General features: G+C 50.1%; 19 protein-coding genes and 1 pseudogene. 4 read left to right on the forward strand and 16 right to left on the reverse strand.

Annotated elements, in window-relative coordinates:
* The first annotated feature begins 311 nt into the window (after positions 1 to 311).
* Positions 312 to 905, forward strand: a complete 594-nt coding sequence (locus tag HMPREF9370_RS05335) for a hypothetical protein (protein WP_009116348.1) — start codon at positions 312 to 314, stop codon at positions 903 to 905.
* Between the two features lie 87 nt (positions 906 to 992).
* On the opposite strand, the pseudogene HMPREF9370_RS05340 reads toward HMPREF9370_RS05335, so the two are convergent.
* A pseudogene (locus HMPREF9370_RS05340) lies at positions 993 to 1,673 on the reverse strand (IS1595 family transposase).
* 37 nt (positions 1,674 to 1,710) lie between these two features.
* The gene (locus HMPREF9370_RS05345) at positions 1,711 to 1,908 is read right to left on the reverse strand and encodes a hypothetical protein (protein ID WP_009116351.1); all 198 of its coding nucleotides are present in this window, start codon (positions 1,906 to 1,908) and stop codon (positions 1,711 to 1,713) included.
* 131 nt (positions 1,909 to 2,039) lie between these two features.
* On the opposite strand from HMPREF9370_RS05345, the gene narH reads away from it, so the two are divergent.
* Genes narH through narI form a run of 3 tightly spaced genes read left to right on the forward strand, consistent with a single transcriptional unit; the run spans position 2,040 to position 4,953 of the window.
* Positions 2,040 to 3,599, forward strand: a complete 1,560-nt coding sequence (narH, locus tag HMPREF9370_RS05350; RefSeq protein WP_009116352.1) for a nitrate reductase subunit beta — start codon at positions 2,040 to 2,042, stop codon at positions 3,597 to 3,599.
* Positions 3,599 to 4,267 carry a nitrate reductase molybdenum cofactor assembly chaperone gene (narJ, locus tag HMPREF9370_RS05355; protein WP_009116353.1) on the forward strand — a complete coding sequence of 223 codons (669 nt, stop codon included), beginning with the start codon at positions 3,599 to 3,601 and terminating at the stop codon, positions 4,265 to 4,267. Before narH ends, narJ begins: the two co-directional genes overlap by 1 nt.
* A gap of 2 nt (positions 4,268 to 4,269) precedes the next feature.
* Positions 4,270 to 4,953, forward strand: coding sequence for a respiratory nitrate reductase subunit gamma (gene narI, locus HMPREF9370_RS05360; RefSeq protein ID WP_009116354.1), 684 nt, complete (start codon positions 4,270 to 4,272; stop codon positions 4,951 to 4,953).
* A gap of 203 nt (positions 4,954 to 5,156) precedes the next feature.
* Here the strand turns inward: narI and nhaC are convergent, their stop codons facing one another.
* The 14 genes from nhaC to ylqF form a co-directional block, all read right to left on the reverse strand.
* Positions 5,157 to 6,533: a Na+/H+ antiporter NhaC gene (gene nhaC, locus HMPREF9370_RS05365; protein WP_009116355.1), complete on the reverse strand. Its 1,377-nt coding sequence runs from the start codon at positions 6,531 to 6,533 to the stop codon at positions 5,157 to 5,159.
* An 83-nt stretch (positions 6,534 to 6,616) separates the two neighbouring features.
* Entirely contained in the window at positions 6,617 to 7,156 is a 540-nt protein-coding gene (locus HMPREF9370_RS05370; protein WP_009116356.1) for a glutathione peroxidase, read from the reverse strand.
* A 21-nt stretch (positions 7,157 to 7,177) separates the two neighbouring features.
* Positions 7,178 to 7,771 (reverse strand): glutathione S-transferase N-terminal domain-containing protein, encoded by a 594-nt coding sequence (locus HMPREF9370_RS05375; RefSeq protein WP_009116357.1) that lies wholly within the window; start codon positions 7,769 to 7,771, stop codon positions 7,178 to 7,180.
* A 50-nt stretch (positions 7,772 to 7,821) separates the two neighbouring features.
* Positions 7,822 to 8,265, reverse strand: coding sequence for a type II 3-dehydroquinate dehydratase (gene aroQ / locus HMPREF9370_RS05380; protein WP_009116358.1), 444 nt, complete (start codon positions 8,263 to 8,265; stop codon positions 7,822 to 7,824).
* Positions 8,266 to 8,414: 149 nt separating this feature from the next.
* Positions 8,415 to 8,684 (reverse strand): 30S ribosomal protein S15, encoded by a 270-nt coding sequence (rpsO, locus tag HMPREF9370_RS05385; protein WP_040666955.1) that lies wholly within the window; start codon positions 8,682 to 8,684, stop codon positions 8,415 to 8,417.
* Between the two features lie 192 nt (positions 8,685 to 8,876).
* Entirely contained in the window at positions 8,877 to 10,547 is a 1,671-nt protein-coding gene (locus tag HMPREF9370_RS05390) for a choline/carnitine O-acyltransferase (protein ID WP_009116359.1), read from the reverse strand.
* 51 nt (positions 10,548 to 10,598) lie between these two features.
* Positions 10,599 to 10,727: a hypothetical protein gene (locus HMPREF9370_RS12470; RefSeq protein WP_009116360.1), complete on the reverse strand. Its 129-nt coding sequence runs from the start codon at positions 10,725 to 10,727 to the stop codon at positions 10,599 to 10,601.
* 3 nt (positions 10,728 to 10,730) lie between these two features.
* Positions 10,731 to 12,284: a BCCT family transporter gene (locus tag HMPREF9370_RS05395; protein WP_009116361.1), complete on the reverse strand. Its 1,554-nt coding sequence runs from the start codon at positions 12,282 to 12,284 to the stop codon at positions 10,731 to 10,733.
* Between the two features lie 166 nt (positions 12,285 to 12,450).
* Entirely contained in the window at positions 12,451 to 12,822 is a 372-nt protein-coding gene (gene rbfA, locus HMPREF9370_RS05400) for a 30S ribosome-binding factor RbfA (RefSeq protein ID WP_009116363.1), read from the reverse strand.
* Between the two features lie 345 nt (positions 12,823 to 13,167).
* Complete coding sequence (gene xseA / locus HMPREF9370_RS05405) at positions 13,168 to 14,523, reverse strand: exodeoxyribonuclease VII large subunit (RefSeq protein WP_009116364.1); 1,356 nt, start codon at positions 14,521 to 14,523, stop codon at positions 13,168 to 13,170.
* Between the two features lie 152 nt (positions 14,524 to 14,675).
* Entirely contained in the window at positions 14,676 to 15,695 is a 1,020-nt protein-coding gene (locus tag HMPREF9370_RS05410; protein ID WP_009116365.1) for a pseudouridine synthase, read from the reverse strand.
* A 434-nt stretch (positions 15,696 to 16,129) separates the two neighbouring features.
* A complete protein-coding gene (scpB, locus tag HMPREF9370_RS05415) occupies positions 16,130 to 16,750 on the reverse strand; it encodes an SMC-Scp complex subunit ScpB (protein WP_009116367.1) in 621 nt (206 codons plus the stop codon).
* A gap of 89 nt (positions 16,751 to 16,839) precedes the next feature.
* Positions 16,840 to 17,697: a hypothetical protein gene (locus HMPREF9370_RS05420; protein WP_009116368.1), complete on the reverse strand. Its 858-nt coding sequence runs from the start codon at positions 17,695 to 17,697 to the stop codon at positions 16,840 to 16,842.
* A gap of 70 nt (positions 17,698 to 17,767) precedes the next feature.
* A complete protein-coding gene (gene ylqF / locus HMPREF9370_RS05425; RefSeq protein WP_009116369.1) occupies positions 17,768 to 18,709 on the reverse strand; it encodes a ribosome biogenesis GTPase YlqF in 942 nt (313 codons plus the stop codon).
* Between the last annotated feature and the right edge of the window lie 138 nt (positions 18,710 to 18,847).

Raw genomic sequence — 18,847 nt, forward strand, 5'->3', positions numbered from 1 at the left:
CGGGCTTTTGCTGTATGTGCGGGAAGGCTACAGGATTAAGCAGCGCTCCCGTCAGGTGGAAAGGCAGGCCTGTGAGTGGGGCAGGTAAGCCGTAACGGTGGTTTTGTCTTGGGTATAATAAGCACGCCAGATGGCTTGGCGGCTATGGGGGTTAGGCGGGTATTTTTGTGGATGTTCATACAGCATTGTCTTTCAAATATTGTAAACAACGCTAGGATTTTCTACATATTGTCTGTTGTGTTTAGGCGGGCATGAACACCTTGTTTAATTATTACACCTGAATATATTTACATACGGAAATAGGAATATCCATGTTGGGATTGGCTGTATTGTTTGGTTTGTCAGTCTGGATTGGTCTGACGGTTTTGGCCGCTTATTGGTGCGGAAAGCTTACTTCGAAGCTGGGCATAGGAAGACGGATAGGCCGGTTTGCAGGGTTTATGCTGCTGATGGGCGGCTGGATGGTTAGTTGGGCTACGGAATATTGGACGCTTCGGCAGACTGCGCAGGCGTGGTGTAAAAATGCAGGCCTTACCGTTTATGTTACGCCTGAAGAATGGTGGGCTAAAATCAGTGAACAAGAACGGCAGGATTTGGAAACTGTCCAGGAACGAGTAAAAGATGGGAGGGTATTGGTGTTTGAAGATAAAAAATATAAAGCATCATATAGATATAATAATAGAATTGTTAATTACAGACATAACGAATATAAGCCATATATAGTAGCGAATTACCAAATTTTTTATGATGAAAAAGACAGAGTGGTTTTATTGAAAAATATGGAAGCCAAAGTAAGAATGCCTGCAATCGCTAATACGTTAGAAGGTTTGAAATTTTGGATAGAGACGGTTCAAGATTGTAATTCAATTGATGAATGGAGCTTTCAACAAAAATATTTAAGATAACTTTGAAATAAATGATAACAGTACAAGTAATTTCCAATATATTCTTGAAAGGGGTTTTTAATGAATAAAGGGCTTAGGAAGCAAAATTCATTTTAAAGGGTTCTCCCGCAACATTTTCAACAGCACTTTGTACACATCATCATGCCTATGGTTGAAGCGCAATTCGGTTTCTTTTAGATGTAAGTAAAACGTATGCTTTGGCACACCGTTAAACTGCATCAAACGATGCTTGGCATAGCTCCAAAAGGATTCAATACCGTTGATATGCTGTGTACCGCGGGCAAACTCATTGTCACCATGACACACTCTGAAATGCTTCGCAAAGCCCATGTTAACCAATCCCTGATAACCGTGCCAACCGTCGGTATTGATTACGCTCTTGACACCGATATGCCCTCTGATAACCTTTTGCAGCGTGACTTTAGAGGCATCGGGGACGATTTCGGTATACACTTTGTCACCGCGTTTTAGAATGCCGAAAACGATTATTTTACCACCCGCACCGCGTCCACGTTTGCCGCAGATACGCTTGGCAACGAAATAGGATTCGTCTCATTCTACAATACCGCAGAAAGGCGTTTGTTGCTCGCATTCGTCAGCCAAGCGCCGCCGCAGTTTCAGGTAGAGGCTGTTGATGCTTCTGACACTGATTGCTGTCGGTTTGGCGGTGTCGGAAGCGGTCAGTTCTAAGGCGAAAAGCCGCAGGATTTGGCGGAATTTGGGCTCGGTAATTTTACTGAACTTTTGATACTTGTTTTTTAATTCCATTTCAGAAGCTTATCACTGTATTTGGTGATTTTGCTTTCTAAGCTCCTAAGCTTTTATAGGTCGAAATTATAGAATTCAGCTTTACACGGAATTTTAAACGTTCTCGTTCCGCTGTCATTAATCTCTCAAATACTTCCAAAGTATTATTTCCATTCACTCTTTCAGCTAGCCCTTTCACCTTATTTTGCCGCTGCTTCTTACGCTTTCTGCGCATATTTTTCTTGCGTGCAGTCATTTACACTTTTACCTGTCAAAAATCTTTTTAAAACAGACTTTACCGCTCCCAATCATTAACGGCTGTTTTTCAGACAGGCATCGTGCTTGTTTGAATGCCTGTCTGAAAACCAAACCAAAAGGAACACTACCATGAAAATCAGAGCACAAGTCGGCATGGTTCTGAACTTAGATAAATGTATCGGCTGCCACACCTGCTCCGTTACCTGTAAAAACGTCTGGACTTCCCGAGACGGCGTGGAATATGCGTGGTTTAACAACGTAGAAACCAAGCCAGGCATCGGTTTTCCGAAAAACTGGGAAGACCAAAACAAATGGAACGGCGGCTGGGTACGCAAACCAGACGGCAAGCTGGTACCGAAGCAAGGTGGCAAGCTGAAGATTTTGGCGAATATTTTTGCCAACCCGAATATGCCGAAGATCGACGATTATTACGAGCCGTTTACCTACGATTACGAGCATCTGCAAAACGCGCCGAAAATGAAAACGCCGCCAACCGCGCGTCCGGTTTCCGTGCTCACCGGCAAAAAAATGGACAAAGTGGAATGGGGCCCGAACTGGGAAGACGATTTGGCGGGCGAGTTTGAAAAACGGGCGAAAGACGTGCTGTTTGAAGGCATTCAGAAAGACATGCACGCTGCGTTTGAGCAAACCTTCATGATGTATCTGCCGCGCCTGTGTGAGCATTGTTTGAACCCGACCTGCGTAGCTTCCTGCCCGTCGGGCAGCATTTATAAACGCGAAGACGACGGTATCGTGTTGATCGACCAAGACAAATGCCGCGGCTGGCGCATGTGCGTATCCGGCTGCCCGTATAAAAAAATCTACTACAACTGGACTTCCGGTAAAGCGGAGAAATGCGTGTTCTGCTATCCGCGTATTGAAGCCGGCGAGCCGACCGTGTGTTCCGAAACCTGCGTAGGCCGCATCCGTTATTTGGGCGTGCTGCTGTACGACGCGGATAAAATCGAACAAGCCGCTTCGGTGGAAAACCCGCAGGATTTGTACGAACAGCAACTGGGTGTGTTCCTGAACCCGCATGATCCCGAAGTGCAGCGCGAAGCCTTGAAACAAGGCATCAGCCAAAGCTGGATTGACGCGGCGAAACAATCGCCTGTATACAAAATGACGATGGAATGGAAAGTGGCGTTCCCGCTGCACCCCGAATACCGCACCTTGCCGATGGTTTGGTATATCCCGCCGCTCTCGCCGATTCAGTCTGCCATCGAAAACGGTTTAGTGGGCGAAAACGGCATCATCCCGAGCGTGGACGAAATGCGCATCCCGCTGAAATATCTGGCCAACCTGCTTACCGCAGGTAAAGTCGAGCCGATCAAATTCGCGCTGGAACGCATGATTGCCATGCGCCGCTTCAAACGCGGGCAGGTGGTTCACGGCGAAACGCTGGCACAAACGCTGGAAGGCACCGGTCTCACGCCCGAAATGGTGGAAGACATGTATCAAATCATGGCGATTGCCAATTATGAAGACCGCTTCGTGATTCCGACCTCGCACAAAGAAATGGTGGAAAACAGCTTCGGCGACAAAGCCGGCTGCGGCTTTACCTTCGGCAACGGCTGCTCCGGCGGCAGCAGCGAAGAGAGCTTGTTCGGCAAACGCAAAGGCGCGCCGATTATCTTCCACGGCCTGCGCAAAGATGCCGAGAAAAACCGTGAAGAAGGAGTACGCTGATGAGCGCGAATCCTGTTTACAAATGGTTTTCCGCGCTGCTGTGCTACCCCGAAGCCGAGCTGAACGAAGCCCTGTCTGAATTTCAGACGGCCTTACAAGAATGGCCCGAGCTGCAAACACAAGCAGGCCGTCTGAACAGCTTTTTAGACTATTTAAACAGCCACAGCCTGCGCGAATTGCAGGAAAACTACGTCGCCACTTTCGACCGCAACCGCAATCACGCGCTCTACATTTTCGAGCATGTGTACGGCGAAGACCGCGACCGCGGCAGCGCCATGGTGGACTTGCTGCAAGAATACCGCAACCACGGTTTCGAGTTGGGCAACGACGAGCTGCCCGATTATCTGCCCGTATTGCTGGAATACCTGAGCCAAGTGCCGCCCGAACACGCGCAAAAACTGTTGGGCGATGCCGTGCATGTAATCGCCCACATCGGCGGCAAACTTGAGAAAAACGGTTCGCCCTATGCCGTGCTGCTGCAAGGCATCACCGCTCTCAGCCCGGTAGCGCCGCAGCCTCTCATCGAGCCGCCCGTGCGCGATATGGACGAAGCGATGGAAACGTTCGGCCCCGATATTTCCGGCACCGAGCCGCTCTTGAAACCGAGCGTCGAAACCGTACAGTTTTATCCTAAAGCCGCTTTTCAGACGGCCCAAACAGGAGCATAAACATGAATACCCTGCACCAATTCTTCTTCGGCATCTTCCCCTACATTGCCCTCGCGATTTTCTTCTTCGGCAGCCTCGTGCGCTTCGACCGCGAGCAATATTCGTGGAAAAGCGAATCCAGCCAAATCCTTTACGAAGGCCAATTGCGCTTAGGTAACATTCTGTTTCACGTCGGCATCTTGGCTGTGTTTTTCGGGCATTTGTTCGGCCTGCTCACGCCTTTATGGTTTTGGGACGCGCTGGGCATTTCCCATGGGACCAAGCAAATTTTCGCGATGGTAATGGGCGGCATCTTCGGCGTGATGGCGATGGCGGGCTTGATTATCCTGCTGCAACGCCGTCTGAAATGCGACCGCTTGGCCGCCAACACCACATGGCGCGACAAACTGGTATTGATTTGGCTCATCATCACCTTAGGCTTGGGTTTGCTGACCATCTTCGTGAGTATGGGCCATACCGACGGCCACGAAATGGTGAAACTGATGACTTGGGCGCAGCACATCGTTACCTTCCGCGGCGATGCGGCCAGCCATATCGAAGATGTAAACTTCCTGTTCAAATTGCACATGATGATGGGTATGGGCTTGTTTGTGATTTTCCCGTTCACCCGCTTGGTGCATGTGTGGAGCGGTTTTGCCAGTGTTGCCTATTTAGGCCGCGCGTGGCAGTTGGTACGCCGCCGTTGATATAGTCAATCTACTTAAGAAAAAGTACATACGTCATACTCGGGCTTGACCCGAATATCCCAAAATTTACTGAAACTCAAGATACTCGGGTCAAGCCCGAGTATGACGGAAATGTTACTAAAATTAAGTAGTTTAACTGATAGAATCATTTTGTTGGTTAAAGATATGCCTGTCTGAAAACATTTTCAGACAGGCATTGTTATTTATGCTTTTTCCTTTTTACTGATTGTCAGGCCGCTGAAGCCGAATAAGAGGGTTAACAAGAGGCAGAGGTAGCAGAAGAATGCATAAGGCAGATAGTCGATTACAGGCACGTCGAGGGCGTGGCTGATGAATACGCCGCACACGCTCCAGGGAACCAGCGGGTTAATAACCGTGCCGGCGTCTTCCAGCGTGCGCGAGAGGTTGCGCGGATGCAGTTGCAGCTTGTCGTAAACGGGTTTGAATGTTTCGCCGGCCAGCATCAGGCTGAGATATTGTTCGCCAATCAATACGTTCACACCCAAGGCGGTGGCGGCGACGGATAAAGTGGCGCGGCCGGTGGTGGTAAGCAGATGGCGGATGCCTTCGAGTAGGGCGGGTAGGATGCCGAGCGCATGCAGCAAGCCGCCCAGGCTTAAGGCGAGAATCACAATGGTTTGGGTAAAAAACATACTTTGGATACCGCCGCGAGAGAGCAGGCTGCCGGTTTGCCCCAAATCTGCAGCGGGTTTGTAACCGGCGAAAAACCAGCCGCCGATGTCGCTGATAGAAGGTGAACTGTGGATATAGGTAATGATAAGAGCGGTAGCGACGGTGGCGATAATCGTGTAAATCGCATTGATTTTACGCAGCGCCAGAATCACCAATACGGCAAACGGAATAAGTGTGTAGCCGTGCACCAAGCCGCTGGACAACAGTTGCGTTTTCATGGCAGTGATGCTGTTGAGGTTTGCAGCGGATGGGTCGGCGAACAATACGAATAACAGCGCGGTGAGAATAAATGCGGGCACGGTGGTGTACATCATATTGCGGATGTGTTCAAACAGATCAATGCACACGATGGAAGCTGCAATGCCGGTGGTATCGGAAAGCGGCGACATTTTATCGCCGAAAAATGCACCGGACACAATGGCGCCTGCAGTGATGGCAGGGTTGGCATGGAAAGCTTCGGTCATGCCGATAAAGGCTACGCCGATGGTGGCGCAAGTGGTCAGGCTACTGCCGATGGCAACGCCGGTAACGGCAGTGAGTAGGAATGCGGAAAGGTAGAAATAGTCAGCCGAAATCAATCCGAAGCCGTAATACATCAGCGTGGGAATCGCGCCGGACATCATCAGCGCCGATACCAAAAGACCGATAAAAAAGAACAGGTAAATCGCGCCTATGCCCGACATCACGCCTTCGGCCATCTGTTTTTGCATGGCTTTGAAACACACTCGGCGGGCGAAGCCGAACATCATCAGGCCGCATAAAACAAGAATAATGGCCAAATGCGGCACCCATTTAAAACCGATAATGGTCACGCCCATAGTTGCAACGATAAGGGCGGCAATCAATAAAGCTTCTTTCGGGCTGGTGTGGATTAATGTTTTTTTCATGATGATTTGATTAAATAATGATTAGAGGTATAACCGGCGCAATGCCTGTCTGAAACATTCAGACAGGCATTGCGTTTGTAGCTTCAGGAAAGCAGCCGCTCCAAGTCACGGCTGATTTCGGAAGGCTTCACGCTGGGCGCAAAGCGCTCGACCACTTCGCCGTTACGGTTGACGAGGAACTTGGTGAAATTCCATTTGATGTCGCTGCCTTCGCGCTTTTCGCCGATTGAAGCGAGCTTGAGCAGCAGCTCTTTAAAGCTGCTGCCGCCTTTATCGTTTGGCTGTTGCGCTTTCAGATAGGCATACAGCGGGCTTTCATTCGGGCCGTTTACATCGATTTTGTCAAAAATTTTAAATTGGGTGCCGAATTTGGTTTGGCAGATTTGCGCGATTTCGCTGCCCGATTCCGGCGCCTGAGCGCGAAACTGGTTGCATGGAAAATCAAGAATCTCTAATCCCTGAGTATGATATTGAGCATAAAGCTTTTGTAATTCTGCATATTGCGGCGTGAGGCCGCAGCGGGTGGCGGTGTTGACAATCAACAGCACCTTTCCGGCATATTCAGACAGGCTTACATCATGGCCTGCCGCATCGCGCATGGTGAAATCGTAAATTGTGGCCATCGTATTTCCTTGGTTTGGATGTTAAAGATCGCCGATGGTGGCGGGCTGCACTTCCAACGCGGCCGGATCGGTTTTGCGCACAAAGTCGAGCTGTTCGAATAGGGCGACTGCCTGTGCGGTGTCGCTGCGAGCGTGTCGGGTAAAAAGATCGGGGTAGCGCAGTTTCACGGTAAGCAAAACAATGCCGAGCATCACTTGAGGCCATTCCCGGCTTTGTGCATCGAGTTCGGGCGCTTGGGGCAGAGCGCGCCGAACGGCATCCAAGCAGCGTGTTACTAGAGGATGATCGGCGCTGTTTTCGGCTTTAAAACGCACGAGCTTGAGTGCCTGAATGCTTATTTCAAGCAGGCTGGTAGCATAAGCGGTGACGGCCAAATCTTGCGGCGAAAACGCATCATGGTGCAGGTATTGGCAGATTAGGTGTGTATTATAAATCGTTATGCCTGCGTCGGTTTCCAACACAGGAATTTGACCGAACGGGTTTTTCTCGGCCAAGTCGGCAGGATTGTCCCACGGGTTGGTGAAATGCAGGCGCAAATCGTTTTGCTGCAATAAGAGCGCGCGCACCAGGCAGAGCCGGGCAAACGGGGAAGTGTGGCTGAGATAAAGCTGCATAGCTAACTCCTTTCAGACAGGCATATTTTCAGACAGGCATCGTCAGGTTTTTATTTGCTGCTCCTCAGGCGGCGTGCGCAGAAGCGCAGCGCGGCTTCGTAGCCGTATGTGCCCAAGCCGACGATAACGCCCACGGCTTTATCGGAAAGATAAGAGTGATGGCGGAAGACTTCGCGGCTGTGTACGTTGGAGATATGGACTTCAACAAAGGGGATATCCACGCCGCAGAGTGCGTCGCGGATGGCGATGCTGGTGTGGGTGTAGGCGCCGGCGTTGATAATGATCATATCCGTGTTGCCGCGCGCTTCTTGGATGCGGCTGACGATGCCGCCTTCGCTGTTGCTTTGGAAATGGGCGATGCCGAGGCACAGTTCGGCGGCAACGCAATCGAGGTGTTTGCAGACATCAGCTAAAGTTTCCGCACCGTAAATATGCGGTTCGCGGGTGCCGAGCAGGTTGAGGTTGGGGCCGTTGATAACCAAAATGCGCGCCATGATGCTGCCTTTACGTGTGTAAAAAATACAGCGGCTATTGTAACTGATGGCTTTGGGCTTGGGAAAGGGATGAAGGTGTTTAAGGAGGGCAAGGCTGAAATAAAAATGCCGCTTGTGAAACAGGCGGCATTTTCATGAACAGATTCCGATTATTTACGCAGACCCAAACGGCCGATCAGCTCGCGGTAAGTATCGGGCTTGGTACGGCGCAGGTAAGACAACAGGCGGCGACGGGCGCTCACCATTTTCAGCAAGCCGCGGCGGCTGTGGTGGTCTTTAGGGTTGGCTTTGAAGTGTGGGGTCAGATCGTTGATGCGGAAGGTCAACAATGCAACTTGCACTTCAGAAGAACCGGTATCGCCTTCTTTGCGTTGGAAATCTTTGACGATTTGTGCTTTTTGTTCGATGGACAGTGCCATGATAAAACTCCAAAAAATAAATATGAACCTTGCGGTTCGGACAAGTTTGCCAAGCCGGAACCTGTGCAAACTCCTGAATCTGCCTGCACAAGGCAAGCAGGAAGATAATTATGTCATAAGTGACGGATTTTGCCAATATTTTGCATGAAATGCCTGTCTGAAATTAAAGCGGGGTTTCAGACAGGCATTCAATCAGGCGTTTAAAAACTCGAGTAAATGCCGGCCGCCGAGCTTCAGTGCTTCTAAAAATACGCCGACTTCCTGCTGCTGGCTTTCTGTGTGGCTTACGGTAAACAGCCAGCCGTCGGGGGTGATGGTGTAGTTGATACCCAAGCCGCCTTGTGAGGTGGGCGCAAAGGCAAAATTGACGACAATGCTGTCATCGCCCACGGTTGATGTGGATAGAAAATCGGTGGTGAAGGTTTGATAGCCTTCGTCTTTAAAAAATAAGGGGCTGCGGCCGCATACTTTGGGAACCATCAATTGCAGGCCGAGCAGGTGGCGGTTGGCACCGAGGCCGAGCTTGCTGGCTTTGATGCGTGCTTTATGTTCGATAAGGGCTGCGTTCAGCGCTTCTTGGCTAGGATTATCCTGCATTAAGGTGCTCACGAATGCGAGCGATTCTTCTGAAACGGGGCGCACGCATTCGGTGCGGCCGCTTTGGAAATGGCTCACGTCAACGGCTTCGTAAGTATTACGGATGCAGCCGTAGGTGGTGAGTTGGGCGTATTGCAGGAGAAACTGCATCAGTGCATCTTGGCTGATGCCTTTGGGAATGCTTAGGCCGTTGAACGGTACGACGGTGCTGGCGACGCGCATGTGGTTGGCTTGTTTGGCATAATTCTGCTGCCATTTCGGCCAGTTTTTTTGCAACGCGGCATCCAGTTGCCATTCGTAGCGGTGGACGGCCGGGTGGGTTTTTTTACCGCCGGGACTTGCCAGCTTTCCTGCGGCAAGGGTAACGATGCCTTTGAGCGCGCCTCCGTCTTCCCAAGTGTGTTCGCAGTGTAGAAACAAACGCTTGGTGGCGGTGTTGTAGCAATAGGTGGTGGGTTTGTAACACCAAACGTTTTGTTTGGGTTGAAAAGTGGTGTGGGCGAGGTCGCTGTCGGCATCGAGATCTTCGTTGCTGATGCTGATGTGGAACAGGTCTTCTTCAATGTGCTCGAGCAGGCGGGCGTTGTCTTCTTGCTGACGCAGGATTTGGTATACACGGGCGGTTTCGTTGCCGCCGAGGTAGCAGGGCACGGCAATCGGATAGCTGTTTTGAACGGTATCGGCAAGGATGTGTTCGAATGCCTGTCTGAATGTTTCGGGATGATAGGCTTCGAATTGTTCGTCGAGCGCGGCGATTCGATAATAGAAGCCGTTGTGTATCACACCGATGTGGCGGCTACCTTTGGGAGAAAAATGGTAGCCGTCGACATCTTTTTGCGGAATGCGGGATGCACCTTGCAGGATGGCCCATTGTGCCATACACACGGGTGTGCCTTGCGGGGTTTGCGGCACGGGTATGCGCCGATGATAATAATCGGCGCATACCGCGGCCAGAGCGGACGCCCATTCCGCCAAATCCTTTCCTTGCGTTTTAATGGCAAATCCTACGTTGCTTGCTAAAGGCAGCGGTGTGCGGATGCGCAGATAGCTTTCCAACCAGGCATCAATCAACCAGCTGGTTTCGGCATCGTCGGCAAACTGCTGTAATGCGGCTTGCAATTCTTTGCCTTTGCGTGATTTGAAATAGCGGGTAGTTGCTGCGGTTTTTTCATAGGCTTCGTTGCTCAGCAGCGGGCGTACCAGTTTCAAATAGCGTTCGCAGGTTTCTGCCAGATCAGGTACGGGCAGGCGGGGTGTTTGGGACATCGGGTTCTCCTTTTTATTTGGCGAAGGTGCTAAGGCCTGTCTGAAAAATGTTTAATCGTCTTTTTCAAAGAAAGCAAGTTTTATGACATAACATAAAAAGGCGATAACCAAAACCATCATCACGGTTTCGATGATGTTGTCATGAACGCTTTGGTTCCAATATAGCAATTTCTTTTCCATGGTTTACTCCTTGTCTTTCATCGGGGCAGGCGATACGCGGGGCGCATCGCGGTTGAGCTGGCGCCAAAGCGCGGCAAACCACAAATACATAATGAACACAAACGGAAAGCCGGAAAAAGAGCCTACTGCTTTAATGCCTTCCATTTTGCCGGTGAAAATAACCGCGTAGCTGATAAGCGTCATCAATACGGCCCACACCACAGCGCGGAATTTGTTTTCGCGGCGACCGTCGCTGCTGGTCATGATGCCCAGCGAAATGGCCGCGCTGGTTACGGTGGTTACCACGAAGCCGAGGAACAGCACCACAGTCAGCGGCTTGGTCGCAAAAGACAAAGGCAGCATGTTGAGCAGGTAATAAAACGTACCCTCATAGTCGCCCTTATTGGCAATTTCCGCCAAGCGCCCCGTGCCTTCCACCGTGTCGAGCAGGCTGAAACCGGAAAACACCGAAAACCAGATAACAATGAAGCCGGCCGGCACCATCACCGAGGCAAACACAAATTCGCGCAAAGTGCGGCCTTTGGAAATTTTGGCAAGGAACACGCCTACAAACGGCGCCCAAGTAACCCACCACACCCAATAAGCCATCGGATACCACACCACCCAATCGCGGTTGTGGAACACATAAAGCTCGAAAGAATGGTGGATGGTTTTGGTGAGGATGTTGCCGATGGCAACAATCAGAGTGCTGATAAAATAGTGCGTCGGGCCGGTGAGGAACACAAACAGCAGCAGCAATATCGATAACACAACCGTAATATCGCCCAACCATTTCATGCCCTTATCAATCGGCAGCACCGCGCCTGCGGTGTAGAGCGCGGCAATGGTAACAAGCACCACGGTTTTCCAGCCTATGGTGTCGAATGCCATGCCTGTGATGATTTTCAGGCCGGAAGAAATCTGCACCGAAGCCATGGCAATCGAAGAGGAAACCGACATGGCAATCGACAAAATCGCCAAGCCCGTTACGATAATGCCCAAAGGCTTTGCCCATTTTTTATGTTTGAACGCATATTGCAGCGGCGCAGCAGGAGTGCACTCGGTTTTATGCTGATACATAAAATAAGCCATCACCAGCCCGCCGATGGTATAAAGCGACCACGCCGGAATGCCCCATACATGAAGCGCAAGGCTCATCGCATTTTCCACTTTCTGGTATTCGGGCAAATTTCCTGCCTGCACACCGATGGGCGAATGATAATAGTGCCACAGCGCTTCAATCGGGCCGAAAAACACAATGCCCACGCCAATGCCCGCGGTAAACAGCATATTCATCCACGAAAAAAACGAATATTCCAGCTCGGCATCCTGCCCGCCCAGTCGGATTCTGCCGAAACGGGGTGACAAAGCGACTATCATACCCACGGTAAAAGCCAAGAGCGGCAGCCACATAATCAGCCAGTCGAATTTAAGATAGAAAAACTTGCTGATGTCGGCAATCGTATTGGTAAGCAAGGTTGGGTTGACAACGGCTATCACAGCCAGAACACCCACTAAGAGAGCAGTCCATAAAAAATAATTAGGACGTTTGGGTTGATTTTCTTCGTTCGCAGACATACGCTAACCTTTTTAGTTGATTGATGATTTTTAAATCAAACAAACAAGATAAGACGTTTAGCGTAAAATTAAGTATTTTTTTATTTAGATTCTATAATGCCTGTCTGAAAAAACAAAGGTTTTCAGACAGGCATTATTCGCTAGAATCTACTATATTTGATATATGTTAATCTTCAATCGGTTTTTCCGCAGCTACTTTATCAATTAGATGTGAAATACTCATGCCGCGCTCGATGGATTCATCGTATTCAAAATGCAGTTCGGGAATACGGAAGAGCTTGATGCGCTTGGAAAGCTCGCTGCGCAGAAAACCTTTTGCATACTCCAGCGCTTCGGCGGTGATTTCGCGGGTGGCATCGTCCAGTACGGTGTAATAAATGGTAGCGTGGCTGTAATCGCGGGTTACTTCAACTTCGTTGATGGTAATGAAACCCGCACGCGGATCTTTCAGGCCGGTGCGTACAAGCTCGGCCATCTCGCGCATGATTTGTTCTTTTACGCGGTCAACGCGTGCGTAACCTCTGTTTGATTTTTTCATGGTTGTTATTCCTGTGTTGATGCCTGCCTGAACATTTCAGACAGGCATTGAATTTGCTGCATATTATACTTCATTTTGAAGTGGATTTATCGGGAAACAAGCTATGGCTGTAGTGAATCCATTTCAAAACAGTCCACTCGTCATACTCGGGCTTGCCCCGAGTATCTCCGAACATCACCGGAATACAAGATACTCGGGGCAAGCCCGAGTATGACGGCATTGTCTTTCAAATACTGTAAACAACGCTAGAACTTTCTACATATAAGTGGTTTAACTATATACGAATGCCTGTCTGAAAAATACTTTCAGACAGGCATTGTTTACAGTAAATAAAGCCGTATGTTTTTAAGAATAATCAAACAAATCCGGCTGCTTATGTTCGCTGGTTACGCGCACGTCGGTTTCGCCGTCGGCAAACGTAATGTGCAGCTTCTGGCCTTGTTTCAATAAGTTGGCGCTTCGGATAACTTGTCCGCGGCTGTTTTTGACTACACTGAAGCCGCGTTCCAAAATGTGCTGCGGTGACACGGCTTCGAGTAGGGCGGTTTGTTTTTCTAAGCGTTGTTGCCGGTTGGCAAACAGGTTTTGCCAGTTTTGGCATAAGGCAGCTTGCAGCAGTAACAGATTGCGTTCGGCGCTGGAAACATTAGGGCGCAGGTGTGCGAGGTTTTGCTGCTGGCGGGCGAGTTTCTGTGCGTTAAAACGATGGTTGTTTTGCATGGAAAAGCGTAGCGACTGTTGCAAGGCGGCAAGTTGGTTGCGCTGCTCATTTAGCTTTTGCTGCGGATGGCGGATTTGGCGGGCGAACCAATCGACGCGCTGGCTTGCGTCGTAATATCGTTGCTCCAACACGGTTTTTAGACGGCATTGTGCCTGCGCGAGCTTGTGCAGCGATTCCAAGCGGTTGGGGCTGACCAGTTCCGCCGCGCCCGTGGGCGTGGGGGCGCGCACGTCGGCGACAAAATCCGCCAGCGTGAAATCGGTTTCATGCCCCACGCCGCTGACCACAGGAATTTCGCACGCCTCAATCGCCCGCACAACCGGCTCTTCGTTAAACGCCCACAAGTCTTCAATGCTGCCCCCGCCGCGGCACACGATTAACACGTCTGCTTCGGCACGCGCAGAGGCCGTCTGAATCGCTTGGGCGATCTGAAATTCGCTGCCCGCGCCTTGTACGGCGGTCGGGTAAACAATCACGGGAATTTCCGGCGCACGGCGTTTCAGCGTGCTGACCACGTCGCGCAAAGCTGCCGCGGCAAGGCTGGTTACGATGCCGATGGTGCGCGGATGGGCGGGTAGCGGTTTTTTGCGTTCCGCCGCAAACACACCCTCGGCCTGCAATTGGGCTTTCAGCTTTTCGTAGGCTTCGTAAAGCTGTCCCAAACCTTTCAGGCGCACTTCGTTCACGGTGATTTGAAACTCGCCGCGCGCTTCGTAAATGCTGATTTTGCCGGTCAGTTCGATGTGGTCGCCTTCTTTCAAAGGGGCGGCCAACTTCGCCGCCGTGCCTTTAAACATGGCGCAGCGCACTTGGGCGCGGCTGTCTTTGAGCGAAAAATAATAATGCCCGCTGGCGGCGCGGGTGAGGTTGGACACTTCGCCCGCTACCCACAGCCCGAACAGGTTGTCTTCCAGCAGGCTTCTGGCTAGGGCGTTCAATTCGGAAACGGAAATGGCGGCGGGGGCGAAGAGTTCGGACATGGTAGGAAAACCGGTTAAAAAAGCGGATTATAAAGGGATGTCGGCGAATACAGAACGAAAGTGTATTATGGCTGTGTCGTTTGAATGATTTTGAAACAGCCTTGAATGCCTGTCTGAATCCTTTTCAGACAGGCATTCAAGATTTCAGCATATCAACGGCGGCGCTTGCTGCCGGGCAGGCGCATATCCGCCCATTTCATGATATTGGCCACTTCAGCCGGGTTCAACTCATAAAATTGGCCGCGTTTCAAGCGGTTGGGCAAACCGATGGGGCCGAAGCCGACGCGCACCAACCGGCTCACGGTTAAGCCCTGGCTCTCGAAAATACGGCGCACTTCGCGGTTGCGGCCTTCTTTGATCACCACGTTATACCATTTGTTGGCACCCTCGCCGCCCTGCTCGTAGATGCGTTCCACTTTAGCCAAACCGTCTTCCAGCATCACGCCTTCTTCCGTGAGCATTTTCATCTGTTCGGTGGAAAGCTCGCCCAACACGCGCACGGCGTATTCGCGCTCGACTTCAAAGCTGGGGTGGGCGAAGCGGTTGACCAGTTCGCCCGATGTGGTGAGGATCAGCAGACCGCTGGTGTTGATGTCCAAACGGCCGATGGCCACCCAACGGCTGCTGGCGGCTTGCGGCAGGCGGTCGAAAATGCTCACGCGGCCTTGCGGGTCGTCGCGCGACACGATTTCGCCTTCTTGCTTGTAATAGAGGATGATGCGCGGCAGGCGGTCGGGCCATTTGAGCTTAATCACGTTGCCTTTAACGGTAACTTGGTCTTCCGGCGAAACTTTGTCGCCAAGTTGGGCGGTTTTGCCGTTGACGGTTACTAAGCCCTGCGTAATCCAGTCTTCCATTTCACGGCGCGAACCCACGCCCGATGCGGCAAGGGCTTTTTGCAGGCGCACCGGCTCGAAGCTGTCTAAATCGACACGTTTTTCTTTCAAATCGCGGGCGCGTTCCATGATTTTTTGATTGGGGTTGCGCACCACCAGCTTTTTGGCGCGGGAAGCCTGCGTTTTCGGCGCGGCGGGTTTGCCTGTGGCTTCTTTTACGCCCGTTTTATTCTTGAGGTCGTCTGAAAACTTGCCTGTGTTTTTGCGGGCAGCCGTTTTCTTGGCCGGTGCGCCGTCGCGCAATTCACGTTTGCTTGAGATTTTTTTTGTGTTCACTAGGGTCTCCTAACGCATTTTCCTGAAAGGAAAACGGTTCTTCTGCGGCTTTGGCGGCAGGAAGGGTTGTTAAAAATAGATAAGATGGGTTTTCAGACGGCCTTTGTATCTTTATCGATGAGGCCGTCTGAAAACAATTCAGCCGTAGGTCGGATACTTGTATCCGATAAACAATGGTATGCGGCGATTTTGTCGGATTCGAGAATCCGACCTACTGCTTACAGAGATGCGGGATACTCGGATCAAGCCCGAGTATGACAGGTTTCAAGTAAGGCCGTCTGAAATTAATTTAAACCTAATTCGGATACAAGAATCCGACCAGCCTGTTAATTCAGTCTGAAAACAATTCAACCGTAGGTCGGATACTTGTATCCGACAAACAATGGTATGCCGGAGATTATGTCGGATTCAAGAATCCGACCTACTGACGGAAATCAATTCAGTACAGGCGGTTCGGAAATCGTTTCGGCTGGCTCGGTTTGTTCTGTTTCTTCTTCACCGCTTTCGGCAGGCTCGATTAAATCGGGCAATACCAGCTCGCCCAATTCGGTGAGCGGCGGCAGTTCTTCCAAGCTTTCCAACTGCAAATCGCTTAAAAACACATTGGTTGTCGCCCATAAAGCGGGGCGGCCGATGGAGTCGCGGTGGCCGATCACCTCAATCCAGCCGCGGTCTTGCAGCGTTTGCATCACATTTTGCGACACCGCTACGCCGCGTATGCCTTCGATATCGCCGCGCGTAACCGGCTGCTGGTAGGCGATAATCGCCAGCGTTTCCATCACCGCACGCGAATAGCGCGGCGCACGCTGTTCCTGCAAACTGCCCAACCGCTCGAATGCGGCTTGGGCAATCTGAAAACGCCAGCCTTCATGCGTATGCACCAACTGCAAAGCGCGGTTTTGCCAACGGGTTTTCAAGTTCGCCAGCACATCAATCAGCTTGTCGGGCGACAACGGCGGCACACACAACTCGCGCATGGTTTTTTCGCTGAGCGGTTCGGTTTGGGTAAGCAGCGCGGCTTCAATCAGCGCGTCGGGGGGGAGTTTGTCGGTCATGGTTTTTAGCTACGCAGAAACTTTGTTACTTTTGTTTTCAAACGACCTTATTTTCAGACAGGCCGTCTTTACAGTATGCTCAATAATGATTACTCCTCGCGCAAATTTAATGAGCTGTTATCCACTTTTACTACTAACTGTTTACCGCCTTTAAATGTTTCTTCTTCCATAAATTGCCAATTCGGATATGCTTCCTTAACAATTTTAATCCATGCAATCTTTTTATCTGTAAATAAAGTTTCTTTTCTTAAATCCGTTAAAACATTCGGATGTTTTTTCTGCATTTCTTGAATGATATTTTGCCATAAAGCCCAACCGTCGGAACGCTTATGTTTTTGATAAATTTCATCAAAAAACTTACAAGCTTCTAGTCTGCCACAATTAAGAGCATATATCTGAAGATGTTTATTAAATTTATCTAACCCGATATTAATATTTTTAATTACTTCATTTAAACATGGAATCAAATGGTTTTGTTTAAATCGCTCTGCCCGTTCATATTCTTTTTTTAAACGATTTAAAGTTATATTGTAGTCATTTTCCATTGAGGGAGAATGAATAAAACGGTTTCTATCCTCTACGACCTCTTTAAAATCTAACTCAAACTTTTCTTTGTCAACAAATATAATGGCCGGAATGTGATATGAGAAAGATATTTGGATTAATTCTGGTTTATCTAAATGCTCTTGGTGTTTGGGTTCGTTTGATGTTCTTTCAAATTGTATTAACAAGTTTCCTAAAGTAGCTTTATTCAGGTCTGATCGATTAGACCATATATCAACTTGTGGTTTTACTTCTTGATTTGTCGGCTGTTGTAAATAAAGAGTTTTACTGGAAATATAAATAATATGTTTAAATATTTGTTCAATCTCTTGATATTTTTGTAGATTTAATCCCATTTGATAGATGATTTTATTTTGAAAAATGTCAGATTGATGATTTCCCATTTTATAAATTCCCCTGATATATCATTTTTTATCATCGGCAAATAGTTTTTATAAATTAAAACAGTAGATTCTATTTTTGAGACGGTCTTTGTCCTTTCCGCTCCGCTTTTCTGGCTTCGCGGGCGGCTTTCAATTCGGCTTCTTTCTGTTTGCCTTTTTTGAGCCATGTTTCCCATTGGTTCGGCGTTTCAAGCGTGATTCTGCCGATGTGGCCGTCGCGGAAATCGGTGAGGGTGTTTTCGGCGGCTTTTTGGTAGTTGATGCGGCCGCCGCTTAACACGGCGCCGCGTTTTTTGGCAATCCATTCGAGCCAGTCGGTGTCGTTCCAATGGCTACTGGGGTCTTTGTCGGCTTGGTAACGTGCCTGCAACAGGGGCAGGTAGTGGCGGCGCAGGTAGTCGAGCAGTTCGAGGGCGACTTCTTCTTCGTCTAGTGCGTTGCGGCCTACGGCGCCGCTGGCGGCGAGGTTGTAGCCGCTTTCTTCTACAATGATTTTCGGCCACAGCATGCCGGGGGTGTCGTAGAGCCAGAAGTCGTCGGCGAGAAACAGGCGTTGTTCGGCTTTGGTGATGCCGGGTTCGTTGCCGGTTTTGGCGGATTTTTTGCCAATCATGCCGTTGATTAGGGTGGATTTGCCGATGTTGGGTATGCCGCAAATGAGTACGCGCAGGGGTTTGTCGATACCGCCGCGGTTGGGCATCATGTTGCGGCAGGCGCGGGTGATTTTGGCGGTAGCGCCTTGCTCGGAAGAATTGAGGGCGATGGCTTGGGTGTCGGGCCGGCTGTTGTAGTAATCGAGCCAAACGGCGGTGCGTTCGGGGTCGGCAAGGTCTTGTTTGTTGAGGATTTTGAGCTTGGGTTTGCCGCGCGAAAGTTGCGCCAGCAGGGGGTTTTCGCTGGAGGCGGGCAGGCGGGCGTCGAGCATTTCAATCACTATATCGACGCTTTGGATGCGCTCGGCGATGGCTTTTTTCGCCTTGTTCATGTGCCCGGGGAACCATTGGATTGCCATGTCTGCTCTTTCTGGGTTGTGTTTCAGACAGGCCTAAATTTAAGTTAGGCCTGTCTGAAAAATAAGGGTGGGTTTTATGCATTTCAGGCAGCCGGTTTGATGGGCTGCCTGATTGTGGATGGCGATTATAGCATATTG

The organism is Neisseria wadsworthii 9715 (assembly GCF_000227765.1).
GTDB lineage: Bacteria > Pseudomonadota > Gammaproteobacteria > Burkholderiales > Neisseriaceae > Neisseria > Neisseria wadsworthii.

Excerpts from the sequence above, each read along its gene's own strand:
- HMPREF9370_RS05335 (WP_009116348.1), top strand. The coding sequence starts at position 312 with ATGTTGGGATTGGCTGTATTGTTTGGTTTGTCAGTCTGGATTGGTCTG.
- HMPREF9370_RS05345 (WP_009116351.1), bottom strand. The coding sequence starts at position 1,908 with ATGACTGCACGCAAGAAAAATATGCGCAGAAAGCGTAAGAAGCAGCGG.
- narH (WP_009116352.1), top strand. The coding sequence starts at position 2,040 with ATGAAAATCAGAGCACAAGTCGGCATGGTTCTGAACTTAGATAAATGT.
- narJ (WP_009116353.1), top strand. The coding sequence starts at position 3,599 with ATGAGCGCGAATCCTGTTTACAAATGGTTTTCCGCGCTGCTGTGCTAC.
- narI (WP_009116354.1), top strand. The coding sequence starts at position 4,270 with ATGAATACCCTGCACCAATTCTTCTTCGGCATCTTCCCCTACATTGCC.
- nhaC (WP_009116355.1), bottom strand. The coding sequence starts at position 6,533 with ATGAAAAAAACATTAATCCACACCAGCCCGAAAGAAGCTTTATTGATT.
- HMPREF9370_RS05370 (WP_009116356.1), bottom strand. The coding sequence starts at position 7,156 with ATGGCCACAATTTACGATTTCACCATGCGCGATGCGGCAGGCCATGAT.
- HMPREF9370_RS05375 (WP_009116357.1), bottom strand. The coding sequence starts at position 7,771 with ATGCAGCTTTATCTCAGCCACACTTCCCCGTTTGCCCGGCTCTGCCTG.
- aroQ (WP_009116358.1), bottom strand. The coding sequence starts at position 8,265 with ATGGCGCGCATTTTGGTTATCAACGGCCCCAACCTCAACCTGCTCGGC.
- rpsO (WP_040666955.1), bottom strand. The coding sequence starts at position 8,684 with ATGGCACTGTCCATCGAACAAAAAGCACAAATCGTCAAAGATTTCCAA.
- HMPREF9370_RS05390 (WP_009116359.1), bottom strand. The coding sequence starts at position 10,547 with ATGTCCCAAACACCCCGCCTGCCCGTACCTGATCTGGCAGAAACCTGC.
- HMPREF9370_RS12470 (WP_009116360.1), bottom strand. The coding sequence starts at position 10,727 with ATGGAAAAGAAATTGCTATATTGGAACCAAAGCGTTCATGACAACATC.
- HMPREF9370_RS05395 (WP_009116361.1), bottom strand. The coding sequence starts at position 12,284 with ATGTCTGCGAACGAAGAAAATCAACCCAAACGTCCTAATTATTTTTTA.
- rbfA (WP_009116363.1), bottom strand. The coding sequence starts at position 12,822 with ATGAAAAAATCAAACAGAGGTTACGCACGCGTTGACCGCGTAAAAGAA.
- xseA (WP_009116364.1), bottom strand. The coding sequence starts at position 14,523 with ATGTCCGAACTCTTCGCCCCCGCCGCCATTTCCGTTTCCGAATTGAAC.
- scpB (WP_009116367.1), bottom strand. The coding sequence starts at position 16,750 with ATGACCGACAAACTCCCCCCCGACGCGCTGATTGAAGCCGCGCTGCTT.
- HMPREF9370_RS05420 (WP_009116368.1), bottom strand. The coding sequence starts at position 17,697 with ATGGGAAATCATCAATCTGACATTTTTCAAAATAAAATCATCTATCAA.
- ylqF (WP_009116369.1), bottom strand. The coding sequence starts at position 18,709 with ATGGCAATCCAATGGTTCCCCGGGCACATGAACAAGGCGAAAAAAGCC.